Origin of the sequence: Flavobacterium sp. LC2016-23 (assembly GCF_009674775.1) — a bacterium.
Taxonomy (GTDB): Bacteria; Bacteroidota; Bacteroidia; order Flavobacteriales; family Flavobacteriaceae; genus Flavobacterium.
The window spans coordinates 54,525-71,834 of record NZ_WKKE01000002.1 but is presented as its reverse complement, the minus strand read 5'-3'; the positions used below and the strand labels follow the sequence as shown (position 1 = coordinate 71,834).

Here is a 17,310-nt window from a genome sequence, read left to right as displayed (position 1 = left end):
TTAAAAATAATTATTTTTAAAGGCAGGTCTAATTTAAAAAAAAGTCCCTTAACTAAAGGGACTTTTTAAATTTAATTATTTGCTTTTCCAGGTATTATTAGCGGGTGTAGCATCCAGAAAAATGCCATTGTCAACCGTGATTTCTTTAATTTGCTTTTTACTTTTTAAAGTAATTGTCGCCAGTTTTTGGTTCTTTTCCCAAATAGCAGGAGTCTGATGCAGCGATTCTTTGGTATCGTCTGCATATACAATATTCACCTCAAACGGAATCGCAAAGCCACCCTCATTTTCTATCGAAACAGTTTTGGCATCTGCACTTTTAACGGAAAGATCGATATAATTATTCGTGAAAAACCAATTGTTGAAAAACCAGTTCAGGTTCTTCCCTGAAGCAGCATTCATCGAATTAAAATAATCCCACGGAATCGGGTGTTTTCCATTCCAGTTGTCCATGTAGGCGTGCAATGATTTTTTGAACAAATCATCACCCAACAGGTCTTTTAAAGCGATATAAGAAAGAGAGGCTTTACCGTATGAATTATTTCCGTAACCCGGTCCTGAAACCTGCGTAGACATAGAGATAATCGGCTGATCTTCTTCTGTTGAAGGATCTTTGATGTATTGCTCAACCCTGAATTGTTTGTAAAATTTATCGGCAGCTTCTTTTCCGTGTTCGGCAATTCCGATTAGATATTCGAAGGTGGTAGCCCAGCCTTCATCCATAAAAGCGTAACGGGTTTCGTTGATTCCCATGTAAAAAGGAAAATAAGTATGTGCTACTTCATGATCCTGTACCAGTTGTGCAAAAACAGGATCCCCCATTTGCGAATCATTACACATCATTGGATATTCCATGTCGGCAAATCCCTGGAAAGCGGTCATTTTTGAAAAAGGATACGGAACTCCCGGCCAGTTGTTCGAAAACCAGTCTAAGGCGTATTGGTTGTTTTTTACTGAAGCTACAAAATCAGTTCCTTTTACATCATAAGCTGCCTGAACACTCGCGCGTCGATTTGTTTTTTTATCTACTAAAACGCTGCTGGCATCCCATAAGTAATGATCACTTAATCCGAAACATACGTCTGAGATGTTTTTCGCTTCAAACTTCCAGGTATTCCAGTCGTTTTGTTTGGTTACAGCACCACTTTTCATTTCCTGCTCGTTAGCAATATGAAGCACTTCATCCGTTGTATATGACTTTTTCAAACGTGCTGCAAATTCAGGATTCAAAACTTCATCCGGATTCAATAAATCTCCGGTACCGTAAACCACATAATTTTTAGGTGCCTTAACCGAATACGTATAGTCATTAAAATCATTATAAAACTCCTGACGGTCCGTATGTGGCAATCTGTCCCACCCATTATAATCATCAAAAACGGTTACTCTCGGATAACTGTACGCTACAAAGAAAGTAGTATTATCAATTTGTCCTTCTCTTCCGCTTTCTTTAGATAATGGATAATTCCAGTCGATATTGATGGTAATTTTCGAATGTGGAGGAATCGCTTTTTTAAGTTTTACATTCCCTATCGTACCCCAGCTTCTGGCGTCTTCCTTATAAACTTCGCCTTCTACTTTCAATAAAGTGATGGTTAGTCCGTCACTTAAAAAATCATCACTGACAGATCCGCCGCGTGGTGAAGATGGCTTATGAAGATTGTTTACAAAACGGATCGGTAAATTTCTCAAACTATCAGGACTATTGTTTTCATAGACGATAGTTTCAGTTCCGCTGACTACTTTTGTCCCTGCATCTACCGTCAGATCCATAGTATACTTACCATGATTCTGCCAGTATTTTTTTCCGGGCTTCCCGTCTGCTGAACGAGTGCCTTTTGCATAAGCTTCTTTGATATTTCTGGGCATATAAAGCTCCTGCGAAAAGCCGTATTGCATTAAAAACAGAAAACCAAACAGTAGTAATTGATGTGCTTTTTTTCTCATAGTTTTTATAAATTGATGATTTAGTTGATTACAATATTAGAAGCTTTATTTAAATTATGTTACATTTTATTTAAATAATATTTTTCATCGATTTCTGATTCCACCCTATTCTAAATGTTACAGTATCGAATGGAGAGAAAAATATAAAAAGTTCCATTTCTTTTCTTCCCTCCTATTTTACCAAAGATAAAAAAACTCAGAACCTCAGCATCTCACAACCTCAGCAACTCAAAAAGCAAAAACCGCCTTTTTCAAAAAAGAAAAAGACGGTGATCTACAATTAATATATAACCCTGAAACTACAAAATATAATCGGTATTAATGAAATTCGATTCCTTGCTGTTCAGCAATTCCTGCAGGATTTCATTGTTATAAGCGATATCTTTTGAAGCTACGAACGTACGAATAGAGAAAGAACGCAAGGCATCCGGGATACTCAAAGTACCTACGGCAGAATCTTTACGTCCTGTAAAAGGAAAGGCATCCGGACCTCTTTGGCAGGAGCTGTTCAGATTTACCCTGCACACTAAGTTTACCAAAGAATCGATAAGCGGTGCTAAAGTTTTAATATCTTTTCCGAACAAACTTACCTGTTGTCCGTAATTGGATTCGGCCATATCATCAAGAGGTTCATCAATATGTTTAAAAGAAATAATAGGCACTACCGGTCCAAATTGCTCTTCATGATATACTCTCATTTGTTTATTTACAGGAAATAGAACGGCCGGGAAAATATAATTATCAGTATGTTTTCCTCCTTTTTCGTTCAGGATTTTTGCTCCTTTTGAAGTTGCATCATCAATTAAACCCTGAATATATTTTGGCTTATCTGCTTCAGGAAGCGGTGTTAGTGCAACGCCTTCTTCCCACGGATTTCCAAACAGCAATCCGTCTACTTTTTCAGAAAAACGTCTATTAAATTCTTCTGCAATAGATTCATGTACATATAAAACTTTCAAAGCGGTACAACGCTGACCGTTGAAAGATAAAGTGCCTGCAATACATTCCTGAATTGCCAGGTCTAAATCGGCATCCGGTAAAATAATAGCAGGGTTTTTAGCTTCCAGACCTAAAATCAGACGCAATCTGTTTTTATTCGGATGCTGATCCTGTAAGGCAATTGCTGATTTACTGTTTCCAATTAATGCCAGAACATCAATTTTTCCGGATTTCATGATTGGAGAGGCAATTTCGCGGCCTCTTCCGTAAACGATATTAATAACACCTTTAGGAAAACTGCTTCTAAAAGCATGTAATAATGGTGAAATACATAAAACGCCATGTTTTGCCGGTTTAAAAATAACGGTGTTCCCCATAATCAAAGCCGGAATCAGCAATGAAAAAGTTTCGTTTAAGGGATAATTGTAAGGTCCGAGGCATAATACAACGCCAAGAGGCCCGCGGCGAATCATGGCATTTACGCCCTGTACTTTTTCAAAATGCGAACTGCGTCCGTTTAATTCTTTATAACTGTCAATTGTATCCTGAATATATTCAACTGTTCTGTCAAATTCTTTTTGCGAATCGCCAAGGTTTTTTCCAATTTCCCACATCAGAAGTTTTACCACTTCTTCACGGGTATCCTTCATTTGTCGTACGAAATTTTCCATGCATTTAATACGGTCAGCCACTTTCATGGTTGGCCATAAGCCCTGACCTTTATTATAGGCACCATTGGCAGCATCCACTACTTCAGCAGCTTCTTTTTCTCCCATAAACGGAATGGAACCTAATACCGTTGGCGCATATTTTTCTGTAGATGAAATGGTAGAAAAAACAGGTGTGGTTTGCCCTGTCCATTGTTTCAACTCACCATTTACAAGATAGGTGTCCTGATTGATAAGGGTTTTAATCTGAAATTCTTCGGGTATTAAACTCATAGTCCGGTAATTTATAATTTGGTTATTAATAGCGTTTGAAAAGAAAAAAGAGGCTTTTCAGGCCTCTTCATTTTTTTTATGGATTTACAGTTTCGCCTTCCCAGTCAAGAATTCCGCCCAGTAGATTATAGGCATTTTCGATCCCTAACTCGTTCATAACCTGACATGCTTTCGCACTTCTGGCTCCGGAACGGCAGTACACGTAATAATTTTTGTTTTTATCTAATTCCTCGATTTCGTAAATAAAACCTTGTCCTTTATTAATATCAATATTAACGGCATTTTCGATGTAACCGTCATTAAACTCGTCCTGAGTTCTTACGTCAAGTATAACTGCATTCTCGTCAGCAGCCAGTTGGGCAACCCAATCTTCTTGTGATAAATTCATAATAAATGTGTTTTTTGTAAAATTACGACGTTTCTATTAATTAAAAACGTACCAAATGCGATTTCGATTATTATTCTCAGAAAACGTTTTAGAGAAAGGATTATAATCAGTGAATTACAAATTTACTCACTATTTTCAAAAATACACTCTATAAAATCGATAGAAAATAGGATTTTTTCATTTGATCAAATACGTTCTAAAAATAGTTTTCTGGCAATTAATGCCAATTCAATCTGCTATCTTTGTATAAATTTAGATGTTTTAATTTTAATTTGATAAAAATAGTTAGTACGAATTACTTCGTACCGAATCGTTAAATTATTTTTTAGCCGCAGATTAAGAGATTATAATGATTTAAAAAAGTTGCCACGAATTTCACTAATTTTCACTAATTAATTTCGTGATAATTCGTGAAATTGCTTCACTTGATCGTGACAAAAAAAATAGATTAAGAAATTATATTAATTAAAAAATAGTTCCCACGAATTATACTAATTTCAACTAATTGATTCGTGCTAATTCGTGAAATTAGTGGCAAAAAACAGATTAAAAAAGCTGTAAAAATCCGTTCAAACCGTAAAATCCGTGCCCAATAAACAATCAACCTATGCAAAACTCTCTTAAAAATATATTCCCCAATTTCTCCAGCGAACTTATCTCAACGATTGAAGAAAACGGAAGCCTGCAGGATTTTGAAGCCGGAACTATTTTAATGCGAACCGGACAATACATCAAAAACACGGTTTTAATTATAAAAGGGAAAATCAAGATCTACCGCGAAGGCGAAGATGGCGGCGAATTCCTGATGTATTACCTGCAACCCGGACAAGCCTGTGCCATTTCGATGATTTGTACCGCCAAAAGCGAAAAAAGCCAGATCATGGCCAAAGTAGTCGAAGATGTTTCGGTAATGATGATTCCGCTGCAAATGATGGACAAATGGATGATGGAACACCGGTCCTGGTACGAATTCGTCATTGAAACCTACAGAAGCCGCTTTGAAGAAGTTCTTGAAGTGGTTGACAACATCGCCTTTCGCTCTATGGATGAACGTTTGGAATTTTACCTTAAAAGACATTCCGATGCCTGTGGCTGTTCTGAAGTGAAATTATCGCATCAGGAAATTGCAACCGAACTCAATACCTCCAGAGAAGTCATTTCCAGATTACTCAAAAAAATGGAACAGCGCGGTCTGGTTAAACTCAACCGTAATCAGATTGAGCTTTTGAAATAGTTTTTTTTGCCACAACCCGAGCGACAGCGAACAGGCGAAGCAATTACACGAATTTTCACTAATTAATTCGTGGGAATTCGCGCAATTCGTGGCTAACAATAAAAATAGCCTTGTGTGATAAATGTTACTGTAAGTTTCTATTTAACGAAGCACCTTTGCATAAAAACATGCAATGGAATATTTAGGATATTTTGCTTCAATCATCATCGGAATATCACTAGGCTTAATCGGGGGTGGAGGATCTATATTGACCATCCCGATTTTGGTCTATTTATTCAAAGTAAATCCCGAGCAGGCTACTTCGTATTCTTTGTTTATTGTCGGATTAACGGCTATGTTTGGAAGTTACAGCCATTATAAAATGGGAAACCTCAAACTCAAATCGGCGTTGTATTTTGCGATTCCTTCTGTGATTTCGATTTTGATTATTCGTGAAGTTATCTTTCCTCAGATTGCTTCGACTTTGTTTTCTATCGCTTCCTATTCGGTTTCAAAAGATTTTCTGATCATGATTATCTTTTCGGTTTTGATGATTACAGCGGCGATTTCGATGATCCGAAAAAACAAACCTGAAATTAAAGCAACCGAAACCAATTATCTTCAACTTAGTTTGATTGGCTTTGTAGTCGGAATCATCACCGGATTTCTGGGCGCCGGCGGAGGATTTCTAATTATTCCTGCCCTGCTCTTTTTCGCCAATTTACCTATGAAACAAGCCGTGGGAACTTCATTGCTAATCATCGCCATTAATTCATCAATCGGTTTTGGAGGGGATTTATATATTGGAACTCCTATCAATTATCCTTTTTTATTAGGCGTTTCGGCAATGGCTCTTTTGGGAATGTTCATCGGGAGCCGGCTTTCCAAAAAAATTGATGGTGCCAGACTAAAACCTATTTTTGGATGGTTTGTTCTGGTAATGGGATTTTATATTATTACTAAGGAGGTTTTGTTTTAAGATTTATTTCTCTCGCAGATTTGGCAGATCTGGCAGATTTTTTTTTTAAAATATTTTGAATTTAGTTTTTCTTGTAGAACAATCTTTGTATCAAAATGTAAGACTTTAACAAAGATGAAACCTAAAAATCAGATAAAAACGGCCACAATCATTGTCATTCCGAGGAACGAGGAATCTCATCAAGTAACTCCACATAGATAATCGACAATCTTTGTCGATTCAGCAAATGAGATTCCTCGTTCCCTGGATGACAAAATGCGATTAAAAAGAGTAAAACTAAAAAAACCGTTTATCCTGAGAGTAAACGGATTTTGATATTTTGGGCGTTTTCGCCGCGGCGAACGGGCTATTCGCTAAATCTTTTCCTTGCTAAAAAAGCAAGAAAAAGGATATCGCTCCTATCCCTAACGCAAATTCACGTGAACTTAAGTCCTTTATATTTCTATTTATTCAAAAGTTTTTCAAGATATTTTACTTTTTCTTTTTCAGCCTGAACTAATTCTTTTTCAGCCAGAACCAAACGTTCGTAAAGTTCGACCATTTTATCTAAAGGATTGAAATTAAAAATAGGACCAGATGCACCCTGACCATTGCTATTACTGACACTATTATCATAAAAGTTATTAAAAAAATTAAAAACTGATTCTTCCGAAAAGTTTTCAATTGCTTCTACTGTAACTCCAAGAACTTTTGCAATTTCTACAAGTCTTTTAGTATCAACTTCTTCATTTCCTTCAATTCCGGAAACAGTTTGCTGGCTTACGCCAATTGCTTCTGCAAGCGCTTCCTGTTTCATTCCTCTAAGCTCTCTGATTCGGCTAATATTTCTACCGATATGTTTTGGTTTTGTTGTTGTGCTCATAGTTCAAAGATATTTAAAATTCTTTAAAAAATTATAGGTTTGGTAAAATACAGTTTCTTTTTTTGTAAGATACGTTTTACATGTTTAAATATAATTTTTAGCATTACTAAGATTCTAAAACTAAAAATTATAGTTAAAAAGAGCGTGATTTTATAGACAATAGGATTTTTATATTAATCTAAGAAAACATTTACTTATCCCGATAAATATCGTAACGAAGATTTTAACTAATTCAAAATTGGTTCCATATAACAATCCAAAAATTCTTCACTGATTCCTTTTATTTTTCTTCTCTGACAAAGAGCATACAACTCTTCAACGGCAGAATATGGAAAATATCTAGTATTTAAATCTTTAAATTGTGGCTTATTAGCTTCTCTAATAACCTTAGCTCTATCCTCATCAGGAGCAACAATTACGTAACGAGTTGGAAATGGAGGAAATTTATCTTTGAAGTTTTTCATCCTACTCAAACCACTTGTTACACCTGTAGATTGCTCAATTTCCATTACAGCTGGCATAAGTGTACCATTTTTAAACCAAATACAATCAATTAAAAGTGCCGCTTGAACAGCATCACCATAGGCAGACATTAGCTTTTCATCTTTTAATGAAGATATTACTCCATCGTATTCTCCAATCTTTTTATTTTGATAAAGTATTCCTTTATCATTTTGAGCAATCCAAGTTCGAAAGTTTAACTGATGTCCAATAAAATACAAAGCAATTTGTATTTGAGCATGTCTCCGTTGTATAGCTATATCAAGTTCTTTTGCTTCAATATTATTTTCAGTTAAAACTAATGAATCATAGAAAGCGTCTAAAGCTGGCATTTCAGAAATAACGATTTCTGTATTAATTTTTTCTATAACTCCTATTCTATGTGGTAAATCAGGTTTCCATATTAAATGTTTGTGTCCATGTTTTATAGAAGTAAAGCCAGCTTTATTTTCAATTCTACCTGGATAACAAAAATAAAATTCAGGAGTATAAGCTAATAAAGCTTCTAAAACACTTCGTGTATTGTAACTTCCTCCTAGCACTCTATCTAAATTTATTGGTTGGTTTTGATGAAATGAATTAGCAACTCTCCATATCATTTCTGAGGATATCGTTTCAACTTTTGTTTTAGCTTCAGAACCACCTTTCGAAGAATCCCATCTTTTTATTCTAATAGGTCCTTCTGGTAAATCAACACTATCAATTTTGATTAATCCTTTTGTTTTAGGATTTATATAATTGAAAAATGTATTTTTATCAAGTTGGTTGATTGAAGCAACTAAATTACTGGCTGATAACTTCCTCATAATTACTGTTTGTTTTAGTCTGTTCTACGAAATTATAGATAGTTTCAGCTAATCCCTTAGCTGCCAAATATGGCACACCGTTTCCTATTGATTTAAACATATTTGTTAATGAAATTGATTCAGGCATTACAAATTTCTTTGGTAATGATTGAATTGCTAAAGCCTCGGCAGCAGAAATTCTTCTCGCTTTATATGGATGCAAGTGAACTTCATTATTTCCGTAAGCAGCAGTTGGAGAATATCTCCAACGATGTAATCTTTTATATGATTTTTTCAAATCATCACCTTCTTCAATTATTAAAAACTTTGCTAAACCTGCACGAGGTTGAAAGTAATGTTTTGCATTTGGATGATTTTGAACATCATTTTTATTAAACCAATATTCAACTGTTAGCTTTTTATCTATTTCTTTAGGACAATCTTTTTTAGAATCTTCCAAAAAAGACTCTTTTTTAGGCCAATTTTGAGCCAATATCTCAGATGCGGAATATTTTAAATTATTATTCCAATCAAAAGATTTTAAAATTGATGACTCGTTTACTTCTAGTCCTAATTCAGTCAAAACATCTCTTTTAAATCCAATCAAAATAATTCTTTCTCTATCTTGAGGAGCTCCATATTCAATTGCATTGATAAGCTTTTCAGTTAGACAATAACCATTTGAAATAAGCTTTAGTTTTATAGAATCAAAAAACTCTCGATGTTTTTTAGTTCTGTACAATCCTTTCACATTTTCAAAAAGAAAAAAATCTGGAGAATTTTTTATAATCAACTCTATGTAAGTACCTGACAATTTACCATTCTCTCCCTTAATTCCTTTATTTTTTCCACCAACTGAAAAGTCTGGACATGGCGGTCCGCCAATAAATCCAACAAGGTTATAGGCTTCCTTTGCAGAGCTAATACTTTGACTTAAAAATTGAGATTTATCATCTTCAAGAAATTTTGTTATATCACATACATGATGTCCAAATTTAGGTTGTTTTATTCCTAAATCTTTACGAGAAGATTTATATATTTCCATGAAGGGAGCATGATACTCATTAACAAAAAGAGTTTCGAAACCTTTTGTCATTTCGAAACCTAGGTCAAGAAAACCTGCTCCAGCAAAAAAGGAGAAAATACCAGTCTTAAATTCTTTTTCTGTATCTATATTCATTTTGCAAATCTATGCTTTTCTGATGAAAAATTTTGGTCATAAACTATAAAACTGAGAACCCAATAAATATTTAAAATCAATGCTCCCCATACCCTACATCATCCATTTTCCCATTAAAAACACGGTACTGAATAATAAAATAAATAATTACCAGAAACAACGCGACAAAAAACCAGCTCAGTCCGGCATTTAATCCGTAAGCTCCGGCGGCGGTATTGTAAATGGTTAAAGAAGGATTTACTTTATTCGTTGAAGGCAAAACATTCGGGAAAATAGAAACGGCCGTCGAAGCAAATCCGCCAACGAGAAATAAAGTTGAGAATATAAAACCGTGTCCGTCTTTTTTATACGAACGCACTTTAAACAACCCTAAAATCCCTACAAAAGTCATCACAGGAAAAAACCAAAGAATCGGATTTTCAACGAAATTATGAAAAGGTTCCGGCTCAATAAAATGCCAGATCTGCAACGAAATGCAAACCAAAACCAATAAAACAATATTCAGTTTAAAAACCAGATTTTTAAGCTGCGGATTCAAAGACGAATTGGTTTTAAAGATAATCCAGTTGGCGCCGTGAATTGTTAAAGCTACCACACTCACAATGCCAAGAAACAGGGTAAACCAATCGATAATACCCAATTCATTGGCTTGCGGACTGAAAGTCGGATTCCACAAAGGCAAAAAGAAATAATGTGCTTCCTGTGTCGAAACGCCGTTGGTTACCATTCCGAGATTGACTCCGCGCACGATATTTCCCAAAGCAATCCCGAAGAACAAAGCCAGAAGTAGACTCGCGATTCCGAAAGCTTTATCCCAGATTGTTTCCCACATCGGGTGATGTACCTGTCCGCGCATTTCCAAACCAATCGCACGAAAAATCAGCAACCATAAAATCATAATCAACGGCAGATAGAATCCGCTGAAAGAAGAAGCATACAAAGTCGGAAAAGCAAAAAACAATACACCTCCGGCCGCAATAATCCAAACTTCGTTGGCATCCCAAAAAGGACCAATAGCGCTTGTAATTGCTTTTTTATCTTTCTCTGTTTTAGCCAGAAATAAATGAATAATTCCTGCCCCAAAATCATAACCGTCCAAAACAATGTAAACGGCCAGAATTCCCATTAAAACGACGTACCAAAAAAATTCCATACTTATATTTTTTCTGTTGAAAGTTCCACATGATGAGGCCCTTTATTGATAATTTTTCCAATCAAAAGCAAAAACAGCATTCCGAGTAAAAGATACAATCCGATAAAACCCAATAAGGTAAACAAGGTATTTCCGGACGACACTGTTGGAGATGCCCCTGCAGAAGTGCGTAATAAATTATAAACCAACCAGGGCTGTCTGCCTAATTCAGCCGTATACCAGCCTGTAGTATTGGCAATATAAGGGAACGGCATCATAAACATCAACGACCATAAAATCCATTTGGTCTGGTATAATTTTCCCCGAATTAACTGAAAAAGCGCCAAAACCATCAAACCAATAAACAAGGTCCCGAGTCCGACCATAATATGATACGCATAATACAATCCCGAAATATTGGTCGGATGCAGATCTTCTTCAAACTGATCCAGTCCTTTTATTTCCTGTTCCCAGTTTCCATACGTCAGGAAACTCAAAATATTGGGAACGGCAATTTTATTATCCAGTTTTTTGTCTTTTACATCGGGTTGACCGATTAAAACAATTTCAGAACCTTTTTTCTCGGTATGAAAAATTCCTTCCATTGCGGCAAAAGTCACCGGTTGGTATTTCACTACATTTTTGGCCAGTAAATCTCCGGTGGGAACTGCCACAATAATACTCGAAATCAATCCGAAAATTACTCCTGTTTTAAGGAACAATTTTCCAAAAGAAACATTCTTCTGACTCAGAATATAGAAAGCGCCAATTCCGGCCACCACAAACGAACTCGTTACCAAAGAGGCAGCCTGATTGTGCAGATAAGAAGGCCACAACCACGGATTGAGAAATAAAGCTTTAAAGTTGGTCAGTACAAATTTTCCATTTTCAAGGATTTCATAACCCACCGGATTCTGCATCCAGGAGTGTGTGGCTATAATCAGATAGCCGCTGGCCCAGGAACCGATCATGATTAATACTCCGGTTACAAAGTGCCATTTATGTCCCAGTATTTTTTCACCAAATAAAAATATTCCCAGAAAAGAAGATTCCAGGAAAAACGAAAACATCCCCTCCATCGCCAGTGTCTGACCGATAATTCCTCCCGTCAGTTCAGAGAATTTGGCCCAGTTGGTTCCGAACTGAAATTCCATTGGAATTCCGGTTACGACACCCATGGCAAAATTCAACGCAAAGATTTTCATCCAGAAATGCGTGGCGTGATTGTATTGTTCGTCTTTGGTTTTTAAGTATTTCCACTTGAAATAAACAATGATCAGCGAGAGACCCATTGTAAGCTGCGGAAAAAGGTAGTGAAAGGTAATGGTGAAGGCGAATTGCATTCGGTCATAAAAAAGCATTTCTTCCATGAGTGGTATTTTAATTATGAAGTCCCACAAATTTACCCATTAAAACCCAAAGTAAATACCTTAAAAAAAAGTTTATCGCCCGATATTTGTTAAACTTTTTAGTGTTTTTACAACATTTATTTTTTTTCTACCATGTAAGGTTATTTAAGTTCATTTTGGCATAACATACAGCATGAGGCTCTTTAAATGAACTCACATCACTTACATGCTAAAATTCCCTTTTTTTTATTTCAAAAATGAATTTCTGTAACATTAGTCACTTATTCTTTAGAAAAACCAAGTTATCTTTGTAAACCATTATTTAGATTCCCAAATCATGAAAATAGAACAAATTTACACCGGATGCCTTGCGCAGGGTGCTTATTATATAACTTCAGACGGTGAAGCGGCCATTATTGACCCTTTAAGAGAAATTCAGCCTTACTTAGATCGTTTAGAACGTGATGCCGTAAAATTGAAATATATTTTTGAAACACATTTCCACGCTGATTTTGTTTCAGGACATATCGATTTAAGCAAAGAAACTCAGGCACCAATTGTTTACGGACCTAATGCGGCCTGCGAATTTGACTGCATTTCAGCGAAAGACGGACAGGAATTTAAAATCGGAAAAATTACGATTAAAGTTCTGCACACTCCCGGTCATACTATGGAAAGTACCACCTATTTACTGATGGATGAAAACGGTAAAGATCATTCGATTTTCTCCGGAGATACTTTATTTATCGGAGATGTCGGTCGACCGGATTTAGCTCAAAAAGCAGCCGGAATGACACAGGACCAATTGGCCGGAATTTTATTTCATTCGTTAAGGGATAAAATCATGACTCTGGCCGATGATGTGATTGTATATCCTGCACATGGAGCCGGAAGCGCCTGTGGAAAAAATATGAGCAAAGAAACCGTTTCAACAATCGGAAATCAAAAAGCAACCAATTATGCTTTGCGCGCGAATATGACCGAAGCCGAATTTATTACCGAAGTTACCGACGGATTATTACCTCCTCCAGCCTATTTCAGTATGAATGTAGCTATGAACAAACAAGGCTACGAAAGTTTTGAATCGGTTTTGCATAACGGAATGAAAGCTATAAAAGCAACAGAATTTGAGGCTGTAGCCGAAGAAACCGGAGCTTTGATCCTGGATACCAGAAGTGCTGCCAATTTTAGCAAAGGATTTATTCCACAGTCTATTAATATTGGAATCAATGGCGATTTTGCGCCCTGGGTTGGAACTTTAATTGCCAATGTAAAACAACCTATTATACTGGTTACAGAAATTGGTCTCGAAGAAGAAACGGTAACACGTTTAAGCCGTGTGGGTTTTGATGCAATAATCGGACATTTGGAAGGTGGTTTTGAAAGCTGGCAGAAAGCCAGTTTTGAAATTGATACCGTTAACCGAATTACCGCTGCTCAATTTGCAACTGAATTTAAACCTGAAAAAGATAAAGTAATCGATATTCGCAAAGAAACCGAATATGCTGCAGAACATATTGATGACGCTTACAGCAAACCCTTGGCTTATATTAACGACTGGGTAAAAGATATCAATCCAAATGAGCATTTTTACCTGCACTGTGCCGGAGGTTACCGCAGTATGATTGCGGCTTCTATATTGCAGGCACGCGGATTTAGAAATTTTTCAGAAGTGGAAGGTGGTTTTGGAGCGATCTCTAAAACTGAAATCCCAAAATCCGATTTTGTTTGCCAGAGTAAAGTATTAAAATAATTTTTTAAAGGTACAAAGATACAAAGGCTCAAAGCAACAAAGATTTTACCTCTGGACCTTTGTTACTTTGTACCTTTGAGCCTTTAAAACAACTTAGAACCTTAAAAATATGCTAGAAATTATAAAAGAACCTTGGCCGTGGTACGTTTCGGGTCCGTTAATCGGGTTGACTGTTCCTGTTTTATTAATTATCGGAAATAAATCTTTTGGGATTAGCTCTTCCTTGCGACACATTTGCGCGGCTTGCATTCCGGCAAATATCTCCTTCTTTAAATACGACTGGAAAAAAGAAAGCTGGAATTTATTTTTCGTTTTCGGAATTTTCCTTGGCGGAGTTATTGCGGCTTATTTCCTGGCGAATCCAAATCCGGTTGAAATTACGGCCAAACTTTCAGAGCAATTAGCCAGGTACGGAATCACGGATCGTTCGGGGTTAATGCCCAAAGAACTTTTTTCATGGGAAAGTTTATTGACACTTCGTGGTTTTATCATGATGGTGGTCGGTGGATTTTTAGTAGGCTTCGGAACGCGTTATGCCGGCGGATGTACAAGTGGTCATGCGATTATGGGAATTTCAAACTTGCAATGGCCGTCATTGGTTGCCACCATCTGTTTTATGATTGGTGGTTTTATCATGGCCAATTTGATCTTACCCTATATTCTTTCACTTTAAAAATCTACAAATGAATAATTTAGAAAATAAAAATACCGATACCGAAGGAATCAACGGAAGCCAGTTAAAAGATTCCGGTTTCTCAAATCTTAAGTACCTTTTCGTTGGAATTCTATTTGGAATCATATTCGTAAAAGCAGAAATCATCAGCTGGTTTCGCATTCAGGAAATGTTTCAGTTGCAATCCTTCTTTATGTATGGTGTCATTGGAAGCGCAGTTGTGGTCGGAATTATATCGGTTCAGCTGATTAAAAAATTGAATATTAAAACCATTCAGGGCGAAAAAATTGAAATTCAGCCAAAAACATTCAGCAAAGGACAAATCTACGGCGGTTTACTGTTTGGTTTTGGATGGGCATTGACAGGAGCTTGTCCCGGACCTTTATTTGCTCAGATCGGGACCGGAGTTACGGTAATTGTTATTACTTTGATAAGTGCTATAGCAGGAACCTGGGTTTATGGTCTTATTAAAGATAAACTTCCTCATTAATTTTTTATCCCGGAAATAATACCAACCCCGACAGGTTTAAAAATCCGTCGGGGTTTCTTTTTTCAACCCGGAAGTCAGCCGCAATTTTAAAGAATCGTTAAATATCATAAAATCAATATTTTAAACTAATTTTTTGTAATACATTTATACTAATTATATAGGAATTAGATAGGTGGTAATTTTGCATGAATTCAATTAACAAAAAATTAACACAACATTTGTATATACAACTATTAAAAGCTATACATTTGTATATACAAATTATACACTTACGACTATGACAATTGAAGAGGTTATAAAAAGTACAGTTAAGATGGATAATGCGAAAAAAGTTATTCTGAATATCATGTACACGCAAAATGTGATTCAGGATCATTTCAACGAGTTAATAAAACCGTATGATCTGTCCGGGGAGCAATATAATGTGTTACGTATATTAAGAGGACAAAAAGGGAATCCTGCTAATATGTGTGTAATACAAGAACGTATGCTGGCCAAAACAAGTAATACAACCCGATTGGTAGATAAATTATTACTGAAGGATTTTGTTACCCGAAATGTTTGCCCTGGCAACCGACGCAAAATTGAAGTTCTGATTACCCAAAAAGGATTAGATGTACTGAAAGAATTGGACCCTAAGGTAGATGAGCACGAACGCGTATTTGCAGAGAATATTAGCCCTGAAGAATTAGAATTATTAAATCAGTTATTAGAAAAATACCGAACCCAAAAAAATTAATATTTATGAGTACATTCTTAGAAAATCAAAATTGGAGATATGCAACAAAACAATATGATGCAACAAAAAAAATCTCTGATGCAGATCTAAAAACAATTAAAGAGGCCGTTAGATTAAGTGCTTCTTCCTACGGATTACAGCCTTATAAAGTTGTAATTGTAGAAAATCCTGAATTAAGAGAGCAATTAAAAGCTGCTGCTTATGGTCAGACGCAGATCACAGATGCTTCTCATCTGTTTATTTTTGCAAATGACGTAAACACAGGAGCGGACTCTGTAGACAAATACATCAGTAATATTAGCGAAACAAGAGGAGTTCCTGCCGATGCACTTGCCGGATTCAGTGACATGATGAAAGGTATGATTTCCAGCTTACCTGCTGAATCAAAAAATGTGTGGACAGCAAAACAAACTTATATCGCATTAGGAAACTTGCTAAGTGCCGCTTCTGAATTAAAAATCGATGCCACTCCAATGGAAGGTTTTAATGCTGCTGCATTCAACGAAATCTTAGGTTTCGATAAATTAGGCCTAAATGCTGCTGTTATTGCAGCTGTAGGATACAGACATGATGCAGACGATGCTCAACATTACAAAAAAGTTAGAAAATCAAACGAAGAATTATTTATCACACTATAATTATTAATAACAATCAAAATCAATTTTAACAACATGAAAAATTTAAAAACAATTGCAATAGCATTATTCGTAGCAGTGGCTAGCGTTTCAGTAAACGCACAAACAAAGAAAATAGATGTAAAAGCATCTACTATCAAATGGGTAGGTAAAAAAGTAACAGGAGAACACTCCGGAACAGTAAACTTCAAAGATGGTGCTGTAGTTTTCAAAGGAAAAAAATTAGTTGGAGGTAGCTTTACAGTTGACATGACTTCTTTAACTTCTACTGACTTAACCGGAGAATACCAAGGAAAATTAAACGGTCACCTTAAAGCTGACGATTTCTTCGGAACTGACAAATTCCCAACTGCTAAATTAGTTTTCAAAACTATCGGTGCTAAATCAACTGATGTTTATACGGTAACTGCTGATTTAACGATCAAAGGAATCACTAAACCAGTAACTTTTGACATCGCTGTAGCCGGAAATACTGCAACTACTGCATTTAAAGTAGACAGAACTAAATACGATATCAAATACGGTTCAGGAAACTTCTTTGAAGGTTTAGGAGACAAAACGATCAATGACGATTTCGAATTGACTGTAGCTTTAAAATTCTAATATTTGACGCTTACTGATTCATAATATTCAGAAAACCCCAATAGTTTAGGCTATTGGGGTTTCTTTTTTGCTATATATTCAAAAAAATAACGTTCGTAATATTCACATAACATTTTGGTAATACTGATCACGGTTTTGATTAACATGAGGCCTTTAATTTTGGATCATTAAAAAAATTCAAAAACTAGAAATCAAAAACTA

The 17,310-nt window shown here is 35.9% G+C and carries 16 protein-coding genes; 8 read left to right on the top strand and 8 right to left on the bottom strand.

The annotated features are described in order from the left end of the window. Positions 1-75 precede the first annotated feature (75 nt). The 3 genes from GJU43_RS01920 to GJU43_RS01910 all read right to left on the bottom strand — a co-directional run bounded on the left by GJU43_RS01920 (position 76) and on the right by GJU43_RS01910 (position 4,215). Complete coding sequence (locus GJU43_RS01920) at positions 76-1,947, bottom strand: M1 family metallopeptidase (RefSeq protein WP_195760009.1); 1,872 nt, start codon at positions 1,945-1,947, stop codon at positions 76-78. Between the two features lie 299 nt (positions 1,948-2,246). Next, entirely contained in the window at positions 2,247-3,827 is a 1,581-nt protein-coding gene (locus GJU43_RS01915) for an NADP-dependent glyceraldehyde-3-phosphate dehydrogenase (protein ID WP_154339162.1), read from the bottom strand. Between the two features lie 76 nt (positions 3,828-3,903). Next, positions 3,904-4,215 carry a rhodanese-like domain-containing protein gene (locus GJU43_RS01910; protein WP_127339532.1) on the bottom strand — a complete coding sequence of 104 codons (312 nt, stop codon included), beginning with the start codon at positions 4,213-4,215 and terminating at the stop codon, positions 3,904-3,906. 607 nt (positions 4,216-4,822) lie between these two features. On the opposite strand from GJU43_RS01910, the gene GJU43_RS01905 reads away from it, so the two are divergent. After that, complete coding sequence (locus GJU43_RS01905; RefSeq protein WP_154339161.1) at positions 4,823-5,449, top strand: Crp/Fnr family transcriptional regulator; 627 nt, start codon at positions 4,823-4,825, stop codon at positions 5,447-5,449. A gap of 172 nt (positions 5,450-5,621) precedes the next feature. Next, complete coding sequence (locus GJU43_RS01900) at positions 5,622-6,407, top strand: sulfite exporter TauE/SafE family protein (protein WP_154339160.1); 786 nt, start codon at positions 5,622-5,624, stop codon at positions 6,405-6,407. A 442-nt stretch (positions 6,408-6,849) separates the two neighbouring features. Here GJU43_RS01900 and GJU43_RS01895 read toward each other — a convergent pair whose 3' ends face one another. From GJU43_RS01895 to GJU43_RS01875, 5 genes are all read right to left on the bottom strand, one after another. After that, a complete protein-coding gene (locus GJU43_RS01895; protein WP_154339159.1) occupies positions 6,850-7,269 on the bottom strand; it encodes a helix-turn-helix domain-containing protein in 420 nt (139 codons plus the stop codon). A gap of 227 nt (positions 7,270-7,496) precedes the next feature. Beyond that, complete coding sequence (locus GJU43_RS01890; RefSeq protein ID WP_154339158.1) at positions 7,497-8,576, bottom strand: restriction endonuclease; 1,080 nt, start codon at positions 8,574-8,576, stop codon at positions 7,497-7,499. Then, entirely contained in the window at positions 8,554-9,735 is a 1,182-nt protein-coding gene (locus GJU43_RS01885; protein ID WP_154339157.1) for a DNA cytosine methyltransferase, read from the bottom strand. Before GJU43_RS01885 ends, GJU43_RS01890 begins: the two co-directional genes overlap by 23 nt. Before the next feature lie 76 nt (positions 9,736-9,811). Continuing rightward, entirely contained in the window at positions 9,812-10,888 is a 1,077-nt protein-coding gene (gene cydB / locus GJU43_RS01880) for a cytochrome d ubiquinol oxidase subunit II (protein WP_154339156.1), read from the bottom strand. A 2-nt stretch (positions 10,889-10,890) separates the two neighbouring features. Then, positions 10,891-12,237, bottom strand: a complete 1,347-nt coding sequence (locus GJU43_RS01875) for a cytochrome ubiquinol oxidase subunit I (RefSeq protein WP_154339155.1) — start codon at positions 12,235-12,237, stop codon at positions 10,891-10,893. A 316-nt stretch (positions 12,238-12,553) separates the two neighbouring features. Here GJU43_RS01875 and GJU43_RS01870 point away from each other — a divergent pair, with 316 nt between their 5' ends. The 6 genes from GJU43_RS01870 to GJU43_RS01845 all read left to right on the top strand — a co-directional run bounded on the left by GJU43_RS01870 (position 12,554) and on the right by GJU43_RS01845 (position 17,109). Further along, positions 12,554-13,969 (top strand): rhodanese-like domain-containing protein, encoded by a 1,416-nt coding sequence (locus GJU43_RS01870; protein WP_154339154.1) that lies wholly within the window; start codon positions 12,554-12,556, stop codon positions 13,967-13,969. A 109-nt stretch (positions 13,970-14,078) separates the two neighbouring features. Continuing rightward, complete coding sequence (locus GJU43_RS01865) at positions 14,079-14,642, top strand: YeeE/YedE family protein (RefSeq protein ID WP_154339153.1); 564 nt, start codon at positions 14,079-14,081, stop codon at positions 14,640-14,642. 10 nt (positions 14,643-14,652) lie between these two features. Then, complete coding sequence (locus GJU43_RS01860; RefSeq protein WP_154339152.1) at positions 14,653-15,132, top strand: DUF6691 family protein; 480 nt, start codon at positions 14,653-14,655, stop codon at positions 15,130-15,132. 277 nt (positions 15,133-15,409) lie between these two features. Next, positions 15,410-15,871: a MarR family winged helix-turn-helix transcriptional regulator gene (locus GJU43_RS01855; RefSeq protein WP_154339151.1), complete on the top strand. Its 462-nt coding sequence runs from the start codon at positions 15,410-15,412 to the stop codon at positions 15,869-15,871. 5 nt (positions 15,872-15,876) lie between these two features. Then, positions 15,877-16,509: an NAD(P)H-dependent oxidoreductase gene (locus tag GJU43_RS01850; protein WP_154339150.1), complete on the top strand. Its 633-nt coding sequence runs from the start codon at positions 15,877-15,879 to the stop codon at positions 16,507-16,509. Between the two features lie 33 nt (positions 16,510-16,542). Then, positions 16,543-17,109, top strand: coding sequence for a YceI family protein (locus GJU43_RS01845; RefSeq protein WP_154339149.1), 567 nt, complete (start codon positions 16,543-16,545; stop codon positions 17,107-17,109). Positions 17,110-17,310 lie beyond the last annotated feature (201 nt).